Origin of the sequence: Mycobacterium sp. 94-17 (assembly GCF_035617725.1) — a bacterium.
In the GTDB taxonomy this organism is placed as follows: Bacteria; Actinomycetota; Actinomycetes; order Mycobacteriales; family Mycobacteriaceae; genus Mycobacterium.
This window is the reverse complement of the sequence record NZ_JAPIYN010000007.1, coordinates 42,015-54,889: the sequence shown is the minus strand read 5'-3', so window position 1 is coordinate 54,889 and position 12,875 is coordinate 42,015. Positions and strand designations below refer to the sequence as shown.

Here is a 12,875-nt window from a genome sequence, read left to right as displayed (position 1 = left end):
AGGGTCATCCGCCGATCGCGACACCCGGCGGACTGCCCGCCCAACCCGGCGCCGGTAACAGGCCCAGATGCTCACGGAGCGTCGTGCCGCGGTATTCGGTGCGGAAGCTGCCGCGCTCCTGCAGCAGGGGCACTACCTTGTCGACGAATTCGTCGAGCCCATGCGGCGTCAGGTGCGGCACCAGGATGAAACCGTCGGAGGCATCCGACTGCACGTAGCGATCGATCTCCTCGGCCACCTGCCCCGGGGTCCCGACGAACTGCTGGCGGCTGGTCACCTCGATGATCAGCTCGCGGATCGACAGGTTTTCGGCCGCGGCCCGGGCCCGCCAGGTTGCGGCGACGGTCTTGGGGTCGCCGTGCCGCACCCGTCCCCGGGTGATGCTCGGGTTCTCGACGGGCTCGACGTCGGGCAGGGGCCCGTCGGGGTCGTAGGCGGAAAGGTCGGTGCCCCACACCTGTTCGAGGAACGCGATCGCGGTCGGGCCGCTGACCTGCTGCTCGCGGATGCGGCGGGCGTTGTCCTGGGCCTCGGCGGGAGTGTCACCGAGTGCGAACGTCGCGCCGGGCAGCACCTTGAGCTGATTCGGATCCCGCCCGTAGGCCGCGGCGCGGCCCTTCACGTCGGCGTAGTAGCGCCGGCCCGCCTCGAGCGAGCCGTGCAGCGTGAACAGCGCATCGGCGTGCTTGGCGCCGAAGTCGCGTCCGTCGTCGGAGTCACCGGCCTGCAGCAGCACCGGGTGGCCCTGCGGCCCGGCGGGCAGCGAGGCCACGCCGCGGACGTCGAAGTGCGGGCCGTCGTGTTCGACGTGGGCGATGCGGGCCGGATCGACGTAGACCCCGGCGTCGACGTCGGCGACGACGGCCCCCGGCGCCCAGCTGTCCCAGAATCGCCGCGCGACGGTGATGAATTCCTCGGCCCTGCGGTAGCGGTCGGCGTGGGCGAGGAATCCGCCGCGGCGAAAGTTCGCCCCGGTGAACGCGTCGGAGGAGGTGACCATGTTCCAGGCCGAACGGCCGTCGGACAGGTGGTCCAGCGAGGCGAATTGCCTTGCCACCTCGTAGGGTTCGTTGAACGTGGTGTTGATGGTGCCGGCGAGGCCGAGGCGGTCGGTGACCGCGGCGAGCGCGGCCAGCACCGTGAAGGTGTCGGGCCTGCCGACGACGTCGAGGTCGTGAATCTTGCCGCGATGCTCACGCAGCCGCAGGCCTTCGGCCAGGAAGAAGAAGTCGAACAATCCCCGTTCGGCCGACTTGGCAAGGTGCACAAACGATTCGAATGCGATCTGGCTGCCCGCGCCCGGATCCGACCACACCGTGGTGTTGTTCACGCCGGGGAAGTGCGCCCCCAGATGGATCTGCTTTCGGAATGCTTGTCGAGCGTTCATCCGGTCAATCCCCATCGCTTGGCGATCAGTTCGTGCGAGCGCAGCCGGTCGGCCTGCCGATGCGTCACCGAGGTGATCACCAGCTCGTCCGCGTCGGTGACCCGGCGCAGCAGTTCGAGCCGGTCGGCGACCTCGTCGGGGTTGCCGACGAATTGTGTTGCGGTGCGGTCGGCCACTAGCGCCTGCTGTTCCTCGGTCAGGGGCGGGCAGAGGTCGGGATCCGGGTAGGGGATGGCGCCGTGGCCGCTGCGGATGGAATGCACCCAGCGACCGTAACCGGAGGCGAGGTGGCGTGCGGTCGCGCTGTCTTCGGCGACCACAACGTCGGCCGACACCACCACATACGGCTCGGACAGCCGCTCCGACGGGCGAAATGCATTGCGGTATGCGGTGATCGCGTCGATCGCGGTGCCGGGGGTGATGTGGTAGCTCGCGACGAACGGGAGCCCGCGCGCGCCGGCGACCTCGGCGCTTTGGCCCTTGGTGCTGCCGAAGATCCACGGCGTCAACTGGGTGTGCTCGCCCGGAACGGCGTGCAGTCGGTGGCCGTCGACGGTGTAGGTGCCGTCCAGCAACGCTTCGATGTCGGCCAGCTGTTCGGCGAAGTCCGCGGGCTGCGCGCACGGTGGGGCGAGCACCGACGCCTGGGCCCGGAACCGGTCGCTTGCCATCAGCGGCGTCTGGTCGAAGGGCGTGGGGATGACGACGCCGGCCACCTCCCGCCACGGTGCCGGCGCGCGGTGGGACGGCTGCGGAGGCGACGCGGCGGCCTCGTGGCGCCGCTGCCCGGATCGGCCCAGCCCCATGTCGATGCGGCCGGGATAGAGCGCGTCGAGAATGCCGAAATTTTCCACCACGGCGATCGGCGTCGTGTGGCCGACCTGCACCGCGGCCGACCCGACGTGGATTCGCGTTGTGGCCGCCGCAATTTGGCCAATCAGCGTCACCGGTGACGAGCTGGCCACCGCGACGAAGTGGTGCTCGGCGAGCCAGTACCGCCGGTAGCCCCAGCGTTCCGCGTGCCGGGCCAGGTCGATGGTGTTGCGCAGCGCCGTCGCGGCGTCGCTGCCGGCGCTGATGGGGGCGAGGTCGAGGATCGACAGGGGAGTGACGGTCATGACGGCACCGTCGCGTAGCGGTTCCGCGCGGCTGCCAGGCCCAGGCGTTCGCGCAGCGTTTCGCCGTCGCGGTAGCCGGCGCGGAATCGGCCGGCGCGCTGCAGTCGCGGCACCAGGTCGTCGACGATGGCGGGCAGGTCGATGGCGTTGACCGCGGGCCGCAGCCGCACCCCGTCGACCCCGGCATCCTGCCAAGCCAATAGGAGCTCCACCAGATCGCTTGAGCGGCCGACGAATACGTGCGCATCGGAGGACAAGTCGGCCGGGGGCGCCAACGGGTCCTCGGCCAGCGACACCACCAGGTCCGCGTAGACCGAGATCTGGCGGCCCGCGGCGCGGCGCGCCCGGCCGACCTGAGCCAGGATCGCACGCAGCGATCCCTCGTCGTGCGGGGTGACGAAGGCCAGGTCGGCGCTGGCGGCGGCGAATTCGACGACCGCCGGGGTGTGTGCCAGCGCCGCCACCACCGGCTGGCCCTGCGGCGGTCGCGGGGTGATCGAGGGCCCCTTGACGGAGAAGAACTTTCCGGCGAAGTCGATGTAATGCAGCTTGTCGCGGTCGATGTAGCGGCCGGTCGCGACATCGCGGATGACGGCGGTGTCCTCCCAGCTGTCCCAGAGGCGGCGCACCACCTCGACGGCGTCGGCCGCTTCGTCGAACAGTTCCACACCGGCGGGGGCCGACCGCCGGCCGAACAGCGCTGCTTCGTGTGCCGTCGGGCTCACTCGTACCTGCCAGCCCGCCCGGCCGTGCGAGATATAGTCAAGCGTCGCAATTGCTTTCGACACGTGGAACGGCTCGGTGTGCGTGACCGTGGCAACGGGGATCAGGCCGATGTGCCGGGTGACCGGCGCGATGCGGGCGGCCACCAGGGTGGCATCGGCGCGTCCCGCCAGGCGCTGCGGCGATATCGCAGCCCGGCGCCCGGGCTGCGCGGCCAGGCTGTCGTCGATCGTCAGAAAATCCAGTAGCCCACGCTCGGCGGTGGCCGCGAGCGCGGCCCAATACCGACCGCTGAGCTGGCCGCCGCCGGTCGCATTGTGCGCGACCGCGTACCGCCACGCCTGGGGGTGCCACCCGTAGCCATCCAGGCCCACCGCCAGATGCAGTTCGGTCATGGGCTGCCCCCGGGGGTGTCGCCGTCGCGCGTGGAGGTCATAACCCACTGTGCAACGCTGCGCGCGACAATGCATTCCGTAGTTGGGTTAAGTTCAGTGTGAGTAATACTTCGTCAAGCTCACGCCCGCGGCAGGCGGCGATCAGGGGTTTGGTGCAGCGTGGCGAATTCCGGCGATCGACGCGTGTTCAGCTGCGCTCCACGGTCTTTCGCCCGGTGCGCTCAGATCGAGAAATCCTCACCGTGCCAGACGCCGGCTTCGGGCGGCCTGATGACGTGATTGGTCTGGGCGCCGTCCGCCTGGGCCTCGAGTCTGGTTACCCGGGTCAGCAGCGACTGCAGGCTGACGCCGACGAGGTCGGGCATCATCGAGTCGTCGGGGCTGCCGGGACGGCTGCGGCTGATGACCTGTCCGGGCACTCCGATGACCACCGAGCTCGACGGAACCTCTTTGACCACAACGGCGTTGGCGCCGATGCGGCTGTCGTCACCGATTTTGATCGCGCCCAGGATCTTCGCTCCGGCGCCGATGGTCACCCGATCACCGATGGTCGGATGGCGTTTCCCGGTGTCCCTGCCGCTGCCCCCGAGGGTGACGCCGTGGTAGAGGGTCACGTCCTCGCCGACCTCCGCGGTCTCCCCGATCACCACACCGGTGGCGTGGTCGATGAACAGGCCGGGACCCAGGGCGGCACCGGGGTGGATCTCGACGCCGGTCAGGATCCGGGTGATCTCGGCGGTGATCCGCGCGGCCAGCTTGGCGCCGCGCCGCCACAGCCAGTGGTTGATGCGGTGGCCCCAGATGGCGTGCACGCCCGGGTAGGCGAAGATCACCTGCAACGTGCTCGGAGCGGCCGGATCGCGCTCCCGGGCCGCCCGTATGTCACGACGTATGGCTTCGAGCATGGGTTAATCTGCCAGGTCGGCGAACAACGGCGTGCTGAGGTAGCGCTCGCCGAAGTCGGGCAGCACCACGACGACGAGCTTTCCGGCGTTCTCGGGACGGTGGGCCACCTGCAGGGCCGCGACCACCGCCGCGCCCGAGGAGATGCCGACCAGCAGTCCCTCTTCCGCGGCCAGTCGCCGGGCCAGGGTCATGGACTCCTCGTTGCCGACGGTGATCACCTCGTCGACCAGATCCGTCGCGAGCACGGGCGGGACGAACCCGGCGCCGAGGCCCTGGATGGGGTGCGGCCCTTTCTGGCCGCCGGACAGCACCGGCGACGCCGCCGGCTCCACGGCGATGAATTGCGCTGAGGGCTTGCGCTCCTTGATCACCTGTGCCACCCCGGTGATGGTGCCGCCGGTGCCCACGCCGGAGACGAAGATGTCGACTTTGCCGTCGGTGTCGCGCCACACTTCCTCCGCGGTGGTGGCGCGGTGGATCGCGGGGTTGGCCTTGTTCTCGAATTGCTGTGGCACGAAATACCGTTGGTCGCTCTTCGCCAACTCCTCGGCCTTGGCGATGGCGCCCGGCATGCCCTCGGAACCCGGGGTCAAGATGATCTCGGCACCCAAGGCGCGCAACAACATTCGTCGCTCGACGCTCATCGTCTCCGGCATGGTCAGCACGCAGTGGTAGCCGCGGGCGGCGGCCACCAGCGCCAGGGCGATGCCGGTGTTGCCGCTCGTCGGTTCGAGAATGATCGTGTCCGGTTTGATCAGGCCCGCTTGCTCAGCCGCGTCGATCATCGCGACCCCGATGCGGTCCTTGACACTGTTGCCCGGGTTGAAGAATTCCAGCTTGGCGACGACGTCGGCGACCGCACCTTCGGTGACCCGGTTCAGCCGGACCAGCGGGGTGTTACCGATCAATTGGGTGACGTTCTCCGCGATGCTCATCTACCTATTGTCTCCGACGACGTAGGACCAGGCCTCGGCCTGCCAGCTGATATCGAACTCTATGTTCATCTCGGTGGGGATGGCTAGCGCTACCGGGGTGAAGCGTTGCGACGCTTCATCGAGCGCCACTCCGGTGAGTACCCGTCCATGCGGATCGCCAACGGTTTGCGCGGTAAGCGTTATTCCCGACATGCCGGGCGCCCGGCGTACGTAGAAGTCCGTTCCGGGTGCCAGCACGCCGCCGACGGCGAAGCCGTCCGCGTCCACCAGCCGGTGACCGTCGCGGGCGCTGAGCAGCAGCGGGATTCGTACCTGAAACGGTCCTACGATCCCCGAATCCGCGGTGGCGTGGTGATCGACCAGCAGGGCTTCCTCCGTGTGGTGTGCGGCGTTTCGCGCGTGTGCGAGCAGGTAGTTGTACAGATGCACGACCTTGTCGGAGTTGCGGTAGTGGCGCGTCCCGGTGAGCCGGAAGCTGACATGCTCGATGCTGAGCGTGCCCGCCTCGGAATGCGCGACCAACCGGTAGTACCGGTACCCGCGCCCACCGCGGCCGTGGCTCGCCGACGACAGTGTGCTGCCTTCGCCCAACGTGCGTCGATGGCGGCCCTGCCCCGGGCCCACGTCGATACGTGATCCCGAAATATCTTGCCAGTCAACGCGATTGGCTGATTTCTGCAGCCGAACCGTGGTGTCCGAGGATGCGGCGATCCAGAACGAGTAGCCGCCGAGCTGCGGTGCGCCGTCGAACTCGAACGTGAGGACGTCTCCGCCGGTGCGGTCGACCGCGACGGGCACGTTGAGCGGCCGCGTGTCCAGGGCCAGGCCATTGGTGAGAAACCAGATCGCGGCCTGCGTCGCCGCGATCGCCTCGTGCTCGTTGATGTTGGCCGCGCCCAGCGGAAAACCGGCCCCGCGCACGTGCCGGCTCAGTTCGGTGGTGGTACGCATCGGAAACGAGTGCCGCAGGATCCAGTCGACCTCGGCTTCGTGGCCAGACGCGCGCAGATGCGGCAGGGCGGACCAGGTGTCGACGCGGTAGCGCGACGGGTGCTGCGGCGCGATGCCGGCGAAATCCAGCGAGTAGGCGTGCACGTTCGGGTTGAGCCTGATCAGGTCGGTGCGCGCCCAACTCTCGTCGGTGAACACGACCCGGTCGACGGTGTGGGAATAGGTGCCGCCCCGGTATCGAGTCATGCGGTGCAGCGCGGTGGTGGGCCGGACCACGGAACGCCGGCGGGTCGCTACCGGGGCCAGGGCACGGTTGGGCTCGGACAACATGGTCATGCGTCGTTGATCTTCCTGAAGGGCTTGCCATGGGCCCGCGTCTGCACACCACCGGGCGATGACCCGGCTGTACCGCCCGAAAAATGGGCTGCGCGGGGATTTCTACAGCGTCAGAAGGCTCGCGGAAATCAACAACAGCAACAACAGCAACAACAGCAACAACAGTCCACGGCGACGCAGCGCGACGGGACAAAGCACAGCTGTGCGGGGTGTTGCATGTCCCTCACTATAGGGCATCAGCCCGTGTCGACTCGTTTCGCTCATCGCGGCCCTAAACCTTCTCGGCAGGGCATAACGTTGCCTAGGCTCGGCGCGCGGATCAGCGTCTGGTGGGGGACGATGGATCCGCCCGAACCGGCCGCACAATTCGACCAAGTACGAAAGGGCCACGATGACGTCCGCTCAAAACGAGTCTCAGACACTTGGCGATCTCGCTGCCAGGCAACTTGCCAACGCGACCAAGACAGTCCCCCAGCTCTCGACGATCACGCCGCGCTGGCTGCTGCACCTGCTCGGCTGGGTCCCGGTGGAGGCCGGGATCTACCGGGTGAACCGGGTGGTCAACCCCGAACAGGTCGCCGTGACGGCGCAAGAGGGCGCCGCCCTTGACACCCCGCTCTCGGAGACCTTCGTCGACTACGAGACCAGCCCGCGCGAGTACACGCTGCGTAACATCTCCACGCTGCTCGATATCAGCACCCGGGTTTCGGATCTCTACTCCAGCCCGCATGACCAGGTCACCCAGCAGCTACGGCTGACCATTGAGACGATCAAAGAGCGCCAGGAATTCGAACTGATCAACAGCCCGGAATATGGGCTGCTGTCGCAGGTGACCCCGGAGCAGACGATTCAGACACTCGGTGGTGCGCCGACACCGGACGACCTGGACGCGCTCATCACGCGGGTGTGGAAGACGCCGAGCTTTTTCCTGACCCACCCGCAAGGCATCGCCGCATTCGGCCGCGAGGCCACCTACCGAGGCGTGCCGCCGGTGGTGGTGAGCCTGTTCGGGGCGCAGTTCATCACCTGGCGTGGCATCCCGCTAATCCCGTCGGACAAGGTGCCGGTCGAGGACGGCAAGACCAAGTTCATCCTGGTGCGCACCGGTGAGGAGCGCCAGGGCGTGGTCGGCCTCTTCCAGCCGGGCCTGGTAGGGGAGCAGGCGCCGGGCCTGTCGGTGCGGTTCACCGGCATCAACCAGCAGGCGATCGCGCGCTACCTGGTGACGCTGTACACGTCCTTGGCTGTCCTCACCGACGACGCGCTCGCCGTGCTCGAAGACGTCGCTGTGGACCAGTTCCATGAGTACAAGTGAGTACCGAGCGGTAGACGCCGAAAGCGACCTGCCCCTGGGCGCGGCGGAACTCGCGGCGCTGGCCAGCCAGCTGTACGCGGCGAGCATCCGGCCGGGTCCGGACAGCCCGCCGCAGTCGGCGCCGGTCGCCCCGCGCGGCAGTGCGCCGGACGCGACGGCGGCCACCTCGGCCGGGCAGACCGCGGCGGGCAGCACCGATCTGTATTCGGCGCCGCTTCCGCTCATTGGTGTCAAGGACATCTACGTCCCCGCTCCGACGTCTCCCGAGCCCGAACCGCCACCGCAGGCGGTACCGGTTGCCCCGCGCGGCAACCTGCCGGATACGACGGCAGCGCCGTCGGGTGCGCAGGCGGTCGGTAGCATCGCCGACCCGTACCTGCCGCCCGGCATCGGCGATCTGACCGCGTTCGAGGTCCCTACTACCGGCATCGTTCCGACGGTGCCCGGTGTGCTGGCCGGAGCACCGCCGAGCGCACCGGTCGCACCACGGGGTTCGGCGCCGTATTCGGGGATCGGTTGGCATCCCGATGCACCGTCGGTTGGTGACCTGGGCTGGTCCGGTGCGGTTCCCGCCGCGCCGGAAGCGCTCGACGCGCCGTCCGATAGCGAGTACACCTATCACTTCCTCACCGCGGCCGGCCCGGTGCCTCGACTGCCGGACGAGCACGAGATTTTCGATGTCAACGCTATCCGGGCCGACTTTCCGATCCTCAAGGAGACGGTCAACGGCAAACCGCTGATCTGGTTCGACAACGCGGCGACCACTCAGAAGCCACAGGTTGTGATCGACCGGCTGGTGCGGTTCTACACCCACGAGAACTCCAACATCCACCGCGCCGCGCACGAATTGGCGGCCCGGGCGACGGATGCCTACGAGGAGGCACGGGACACAGTAGCCGATTTCATCGGCGCGCCATCGCCGGAGAACATCGTGTTCGTGCGCGGCACTACCGAAGCGATCAACCTGGTGGCTCATGCCTGGGGCGGCAAGCATCTGCAGCCCGGTGACGAGATCGTCATCACGCACCTCGAGCACCACGCCAATATCGTTCCCTGGCAACTGATCTCGCAGAAAACGGGTGCGATTCTCAAGGTCGCCCCGATCGACGATGCGGGCAACCTCCTGCTCGGCGAGTTCGAGCAACTGCTGGGGCCGAGAACGAAGCTGGTCTCGGCCAGCCAGGTGTCCAACGCATTGGGCACGGTGGTGCCGGTGGACAAGATTGTCGAGCTGGGCCACCGCTACGGCGCCAAGGTGCTGATTGACGGTGCCCAGTCGATTCAGCACATTCCTCTCGACGTCGCCGAACTCGGTGCCGACTTCTTCGTGTTCTCCGGACACAAGATCTACGGTCCCACAGGGATCGGTGCGCTCTACGGCACTGAGGAAGCGCTGACCGAGACGCCGCCGTGGCAGGGTGGCGGCCACATGATCGCCGACGTCACGATCGAACGCTCGCTGTATCAGGGGCCGCCGACCAAGTTCGAGGCCGGCACCGGGAACATCGCCGACGCCGTCGGGCTCACCGAGGCGCTGCGGTATGTGCAGCGGCTGGGTGTAGAGCGCGTCGCCGCCTACGAGCATGCGCTGCTGGAGTATGCGACGCCGCGCCTTGCCGATATCCCCGGAGTTCGCCTGGTGGGTACCGCGGAAGAGAAGGCCAGCGTGCTGTCGTTCGTGCTCGAGGGACATGAGCCGCTTGAAGTCGGCAAGGCACTCAACGCGGAAGGCATCGCGGTTCGGGCCGGTCACCACTGCGCGCAACCTGCCCTACGGCGTCTCGGACTGGAGGCTACGGTTCGTCCCTCATTCGCGTTCTACAACACGTTCGAGGAGATCGACGTCTTCCTGCGGGCGGTGCGCCGGATCGCCGAGGGCGGCGCCAACGTCGGCTGAATGGTCGCTCGACGAGTGTGGCCCGGTTCTAGCGCCCGGGCCACACTCGTGTTTCTAAGTTCCTGTACCCCAACCGAATACGCGTGACGTCAGCAGCACGATGCCCAGGGAGACCGTCGCGACGACGGTGAGCCCGATGACCGCGACCACCAGCGGACGCCACCCGGTGCGCGCGATCTGACGGATATCGGTGTTGAGCCCCACACCGGCGAAGGTCAGCAGGAACGCCCATTTCGAGACGTTGGCGAGGTTGGCGGTTTGGCCCTTGGTCAGCCAGCCCGCGGTGGCGATCGCCGAGACCACCAGGAAGCCGAGGACGAATTTCGGGAACTTGCTCCAGATGAACGCGGCCTTGGCCCCGGCGCCCCGCGCGATCTCGTCGGCCTGCCCCCGACCCGCCCAGAACAGCGCGAAGCCCAGCACGACGAACCCGATCAGCGCGTTGCGGGTCGACTTCACCAGCACCGCGATCTTGCCGGCATGGTCGGAGTACAGGTATCCGGTGGCGGTGGTTTCGGCGGTGTTGTCCACGGAAAGCCCTGCCCACAAACCGAATTCGTGATCACTGAGGCCGATCGCATGCCCCAGCGGCGGCAACACGAACAGGGACACCGCGCCCAGCGCCAGGATCGCCGCGATCGCGTAGCTGACATCGGAATTACGGGCCCGGATCGCGCCCTTGGCCGCCACGATGGCGGACACCCCGCAGATGGACGTGCCGATCGCCAGCAGCGAGCCGAGCTTGCCCGATAACCCGAAGACGCGGGCCACCACGATGATGATCGTTCCGGCAATGGCCATGTCCACCAGGATCTACACCAGGCTGATCCCGCCGAGCTTGGCGATGTCGCCCAGCACGAATCGCGAACCGAGCGCCACGATGCCGACCTTGAGCCAGAATTCGTAGGTCAGCACGCCGGGCCGAAAGATCGGGTGCAGGCCGACGGTGTTGGTGATGAGCAACCCGATCACGATGGCCCACAACACGTATTCGATGTCGGGCACGGTCCAGTGCTGGTGCTTGGCCAGTGCGTTCCACCAGATCTGGGCGTACTTGCCCAAGACCCCGACGCCGATCAGCAGCAGGATGCCCGGCACATAGTCGAGCGGACGGGTGCTGGAGAAGGTGGATTCGGCCGAGGTTTCGTCAGGCTGGGCCTGGACTGTGCTCACGCCGATCACCAGGGGATCTTCGGGAGCACGTTGGCCACGGCCAACGCGACGAGCACGCCCGCCACCGCGGTCGCCCACCAGTCCACCGACACCGAACCGAGCCGGGCCGCCCACTCCGCCCCCTGCGAAGCGTCGGGATCCTCCCCGTCAATTGGCACGCCTTCACCCACGATGACCGCTCCTCAAGCGCTGATGGCGGCGTCTGTGCGCCGCACCCGTTGACTCCGAATGGTGGCGTCCGTGCGCTCCGCAGCCAAGTGATTGGCTCGGGCTGAATCTAGCTCTGCCGGTCGATCAGGTTGGTAGACCGTGCTTTTCGGCGTCGACGCGGTAGCGGTCCACCCACTCATCGGAGCGCTGGTCGGCCTGGCGCTCCAGCACCGGCTCGGGCGCCAGCTGCGGGTCCAGGCCCAGTGCCTCGAGGATGGATCCGACCACCTGAGTCAGGTTGCGCCACAACACCGGATACGAAATGTCCATGGGCTCGATGCCTTCTTCGGCGAACCAGTTTCGCCAGCCCTCTTCCTGCGCGCGCAGCATGCTCACCACGTGGGCGATCGCTCCGGCGTGATAGGTGGCGCGCGCGTCCCGAACCGGGTCGGGCCTGCCTCGCCACACCCGCGTCTGCACCGCCCGCCAAAACGACACCGCCTGCGAAATCACGTCGGGCCGGTAGACGTGAATCAGCAGCGGCCGCTCGCCGACCACATCGGTGATCGCGGCCAGGAGGCTGTCGCCACTGCGATCCGGCAGGTTCTTGGCACGGTCCAGCAGCAGCGGCGTCTGGTTCCACATCAGCTTGCCGCCCCACACGCCGTTCGGGGTCCGTCCGACGGTACGGATGTAGGCCCGCCAGATCTCGGGCGGCGCCAGGTCCGGCGTCCCGACGTCCAGCGGATCGAGCAGGCTGAGAATCGACTCGTCCTCGACGCCGGCGAACCACTCCCGCGGCTGGGGAGACTGGCTGGTGGACGGAAGGTATTGGAAGAACTCCTGCGGTTCGCCGGCCACGCCGGTGGCGCGCAACGACTCGACCAGCAGCGTGCTGCCGCTGCGCTGCGACGCCAACACGAGATATGACGACGGGGTACCTGTCACCGGCAGAGTCTATCCACATTGCCGAGGTCTTATCCGGGCAGCGCGATTGTGGTCAGGCTGAAGGAAACCCTTGCGGCGAAGCAAAGTTGCCCGGACCGTGGCGTTCGGCGACGACAGCCGAACGGGACGGTGGCCGTGGGTGCTCATCTGGTTTCGGTGCGGGCGGACAGCCGCGCAAGCGGCGAAATCCGTGCTGCATGGGGAAGCGCTGCGTCACATATCGTTTTGCGTGGGTACCCCGCCTCACCCGGGGGTCTGCCGCGCCGCCTGCGTGCCCCACCGGTCGGGCGTCGGTCCGTCTCTGGCGCCCGCCGCTGTACGACTGCCGCGCCAGGCCGGTACCAACACTTTTGCAGGCCAACGGCCTGCCGATCTCCTCGATAGGGCTATCGGCTCAGGCGTAGCGGGCCCTACCCACATTTTTTCTTGTTGATTGCAAACCTAACGCCGGGCATCGTCTTGCCCGTAGGTTCCCTGCATCTAGTGCGCTCAAGCAGACAGGTGCGCAAAAGCTGTGCTGCTTGCCCTAGGGCCAGCGATTGTGAACGCGTAGATGTTGTTACGAACATGGGGGTCGGGTTTGAGTCAGGGACCGCCATCGGGATGGGCAAACAGCGTAAGGGCGGCGACCCTCGCGAGGC

Annotated in this window: 10 protein-coding genes and 1 pseudogene; 2 read left to right on the top strand and 9 right to left on the bottom strand. The window is 67.6% G+C overall.

Features of this window, described 5'->3' with window-relative positions:
• Positions 1–4: 4 nt before the first annotated feature.
• From OQ789_RS10480 to OQ789_RS10455, 6 genes are all read right to left on the bottom strand, one after another.
• The gene (locus tag OQ789_RS10480) at positions 5–1,387 is read right to left on the bottom strand and encodes an NtaA/DmoA family FMN-dependent monooxygenase (RefSeq protein WP_324685521.1); all 1,383 of its coding nucleotides are present in this window, start codon (positions 1,385–1,387) and stop codon (positions 5–7) included.
• Positions 1,384–2,505 (bottom strand): LLM class flavin-dependent oxidoreductase, encoded by a 1,122-nt coding sequence (locus OQ789_RS10475; protein WP_324685520.1) that lies wholly within the window; start codon positions 2,503–2,505, stop codon positions 1,384–1,386. The genes OQ789_RS10480 and OQ789_RS10475 overlap by 4 nt, the downstream gene beginning before the upstream one ends.
• A complete protein-coding gene (locus OQ789_RS10470) occupies positions 2,502–3,623 on the bottom strand; it encodes an LLM class flavin-dependent oxidoreductase (RefSeq protein ID WP_324685519.1) in 1,122 nt (373 codons plus the stop codon). Before OQ789_RS10470 ends, OQ789_RS10475 begins: the two co-directional genes overlap by 4 nt.
• A 221-nt stretch (positions 3,624–3,844) precedes the next feature.
• Positions 3,845–4,528: a serine O-acetyltransferase gene (cysE, locus tag OQ789_RS10465; protein WP_324685518.1), complete on the bottom strand. Its 684-nt coding sequence runs from the start codon at positions 4,526–4,528 to the stop codon at positions 3,845–3,847.
• Between the two features lie 3 nt (positions 4,529–4,531).
• On the bottom strand, positions 4,532–5,464 hold the full coding sequence (gene cysK / locus OQ789_RS10460; protein WP_324685516.1) for a cysteine synthase A: 933 nt from the start codon (positions 5,462–5,464) through the stop codon (positions 4,532–4,534).
• Positions 5,465–6,751, bottom strand: coding sequence for a TQXA domain-containing protein (locus tag OQ789_RS10455; protein ID WP_324685514.1), 1,287 nt, complete (start codon positions 6,749–6,751; stop codon positions 5,465–5,467). It lies immediately after the preceding gene.
• A gap of 391 nt (positions 6,752–7,142) precedes the next feature.
• On the opposite strand from OQ789_RS10455, the gene OQ789_RS10450 reads away from it, so the two are divergent.
• Both OQ789_RS10450 and OQ789_RS10445 read left to right on the top strand, forming a co-directional pair.
• Complete coding sequence (locus tag OQ789_RS10450; protein ID WP_324685513.1) at positions 7,143–8,066, top strand: family 2A encapsulin nanocompartment shell protein; 924 nt, start codon at positions 7,143–7,145, stop codon at positions 8,064–8,066.
• Entirely contained in the window at positions 8,053–9,963 is a 1,911-nt protein-coding gene (locus OQ789_RS10445) for a family 2A encapsulin nanocompartment cargo protein cysteine desulfurase (protein WP_324685512.1), read from the top strand. Before OQ789_RS10450 ends, OQ789_RS10445 begins: the two co-directional genes overlap by 14 nt.
• A 54-nt stretch (positions 9,964–10,017) precedes the next feature.
• Here OQ789_RS10445 and OQ789_RS10440 read toward each other — a convergent pair.
• From OQ789_RS10440 to stf0, 3 genes and pseudogenes are all read right to left on the bottom strand, one after another.
• Positions 10,018–11,148, bottom strand: a pseudogene (locus OQ789_RS10440) (YeiH family protein).
• Positions 11,142–11,306, bottom strand: coding sequence for a hypothetical protein (locus tag OQ789_RS10435; RefSeq protein ID WP_324685510.1), 165 nt, complete (start codon positions 11,304–11,306; stop codon positions 11,142–11,144). Before OQ789_RS10435 ends, OQ789_RS10440 begins: the two are co-directional and overlap by 7 nt.
• Positions 11,307–11,430: 124 nt before the next feature.
• Positions 11,431–12,234 carry a trehalose 2-sulfotransferase gene (gene stf0 / locus OQ789_RS10430; RefSeq protein ID WP_324685508.1) on the bottom strand — a complete coding sequence of 268 codons (804 nt, stop codon included), beginning with the start codon at positions 12,232–12,234 and terminating at the stop codon, positions 11,431–11,433.
• Positions 12,235–12,875 lie beyond the last annotated feature (641 nt).

Coding starts and splice junctions, on each gene's coding strand:
- OQ789_RS10480 (WP_324685521.1), bottom strand. CDS start 1,387: ATGAACGCTCGACAAGCATTCCGAAAGCAGATCCATCTGGGGGCGCAC.
- OQ789_RS10475 (WP_324685520.1), bottom strand. CDS start 2,505: ATGACCGTCACTCCCCTGTCGATCCTCGACCTCGCCCCCATCAGCGCC.
- OQ789_RS10470 (WP_324685519.1), bottom strand. CDS start 3,623: ATGACCGAACTGCATCTGGCGGTGGGCCTGGATGGCTACGGGTGGCAC.
- cysE (WP_324685518.1), bottom strand. CDS start 4,528: ATGCTCGAAGCCATACGTCGTGACATACGGGCGGCCCGGGAGCGCGAT.
- cysK (WP_324685516.1), bottom strand. CDS start 5,464: ATGAGCATCGCGGAGAACGTCACCCAATTGATCGGTAACACCCCGCTG.
- OQ789_RS10455 (WP_324685514.1), bottom strand. CDS start 6,751: ATGACCATGTTGTCCGAGCCCAACCGTGCCCTGGCCCCGGTAGCGACC.
- OQ789_RS10450 (WP_324685513.1), top strand. CDS start 7,143: ATGACGTCCGCTCAAAACGAGTCTCAGACACTTGGCGATCTCGCTGCC.
- OQ789_RS10445 (WP_324685512.1), top strand. CDS start 8,053: ATGAGTACAAGTGAGTACCGAGCGGTAGACGCCGAAAGCGACCTGCCC.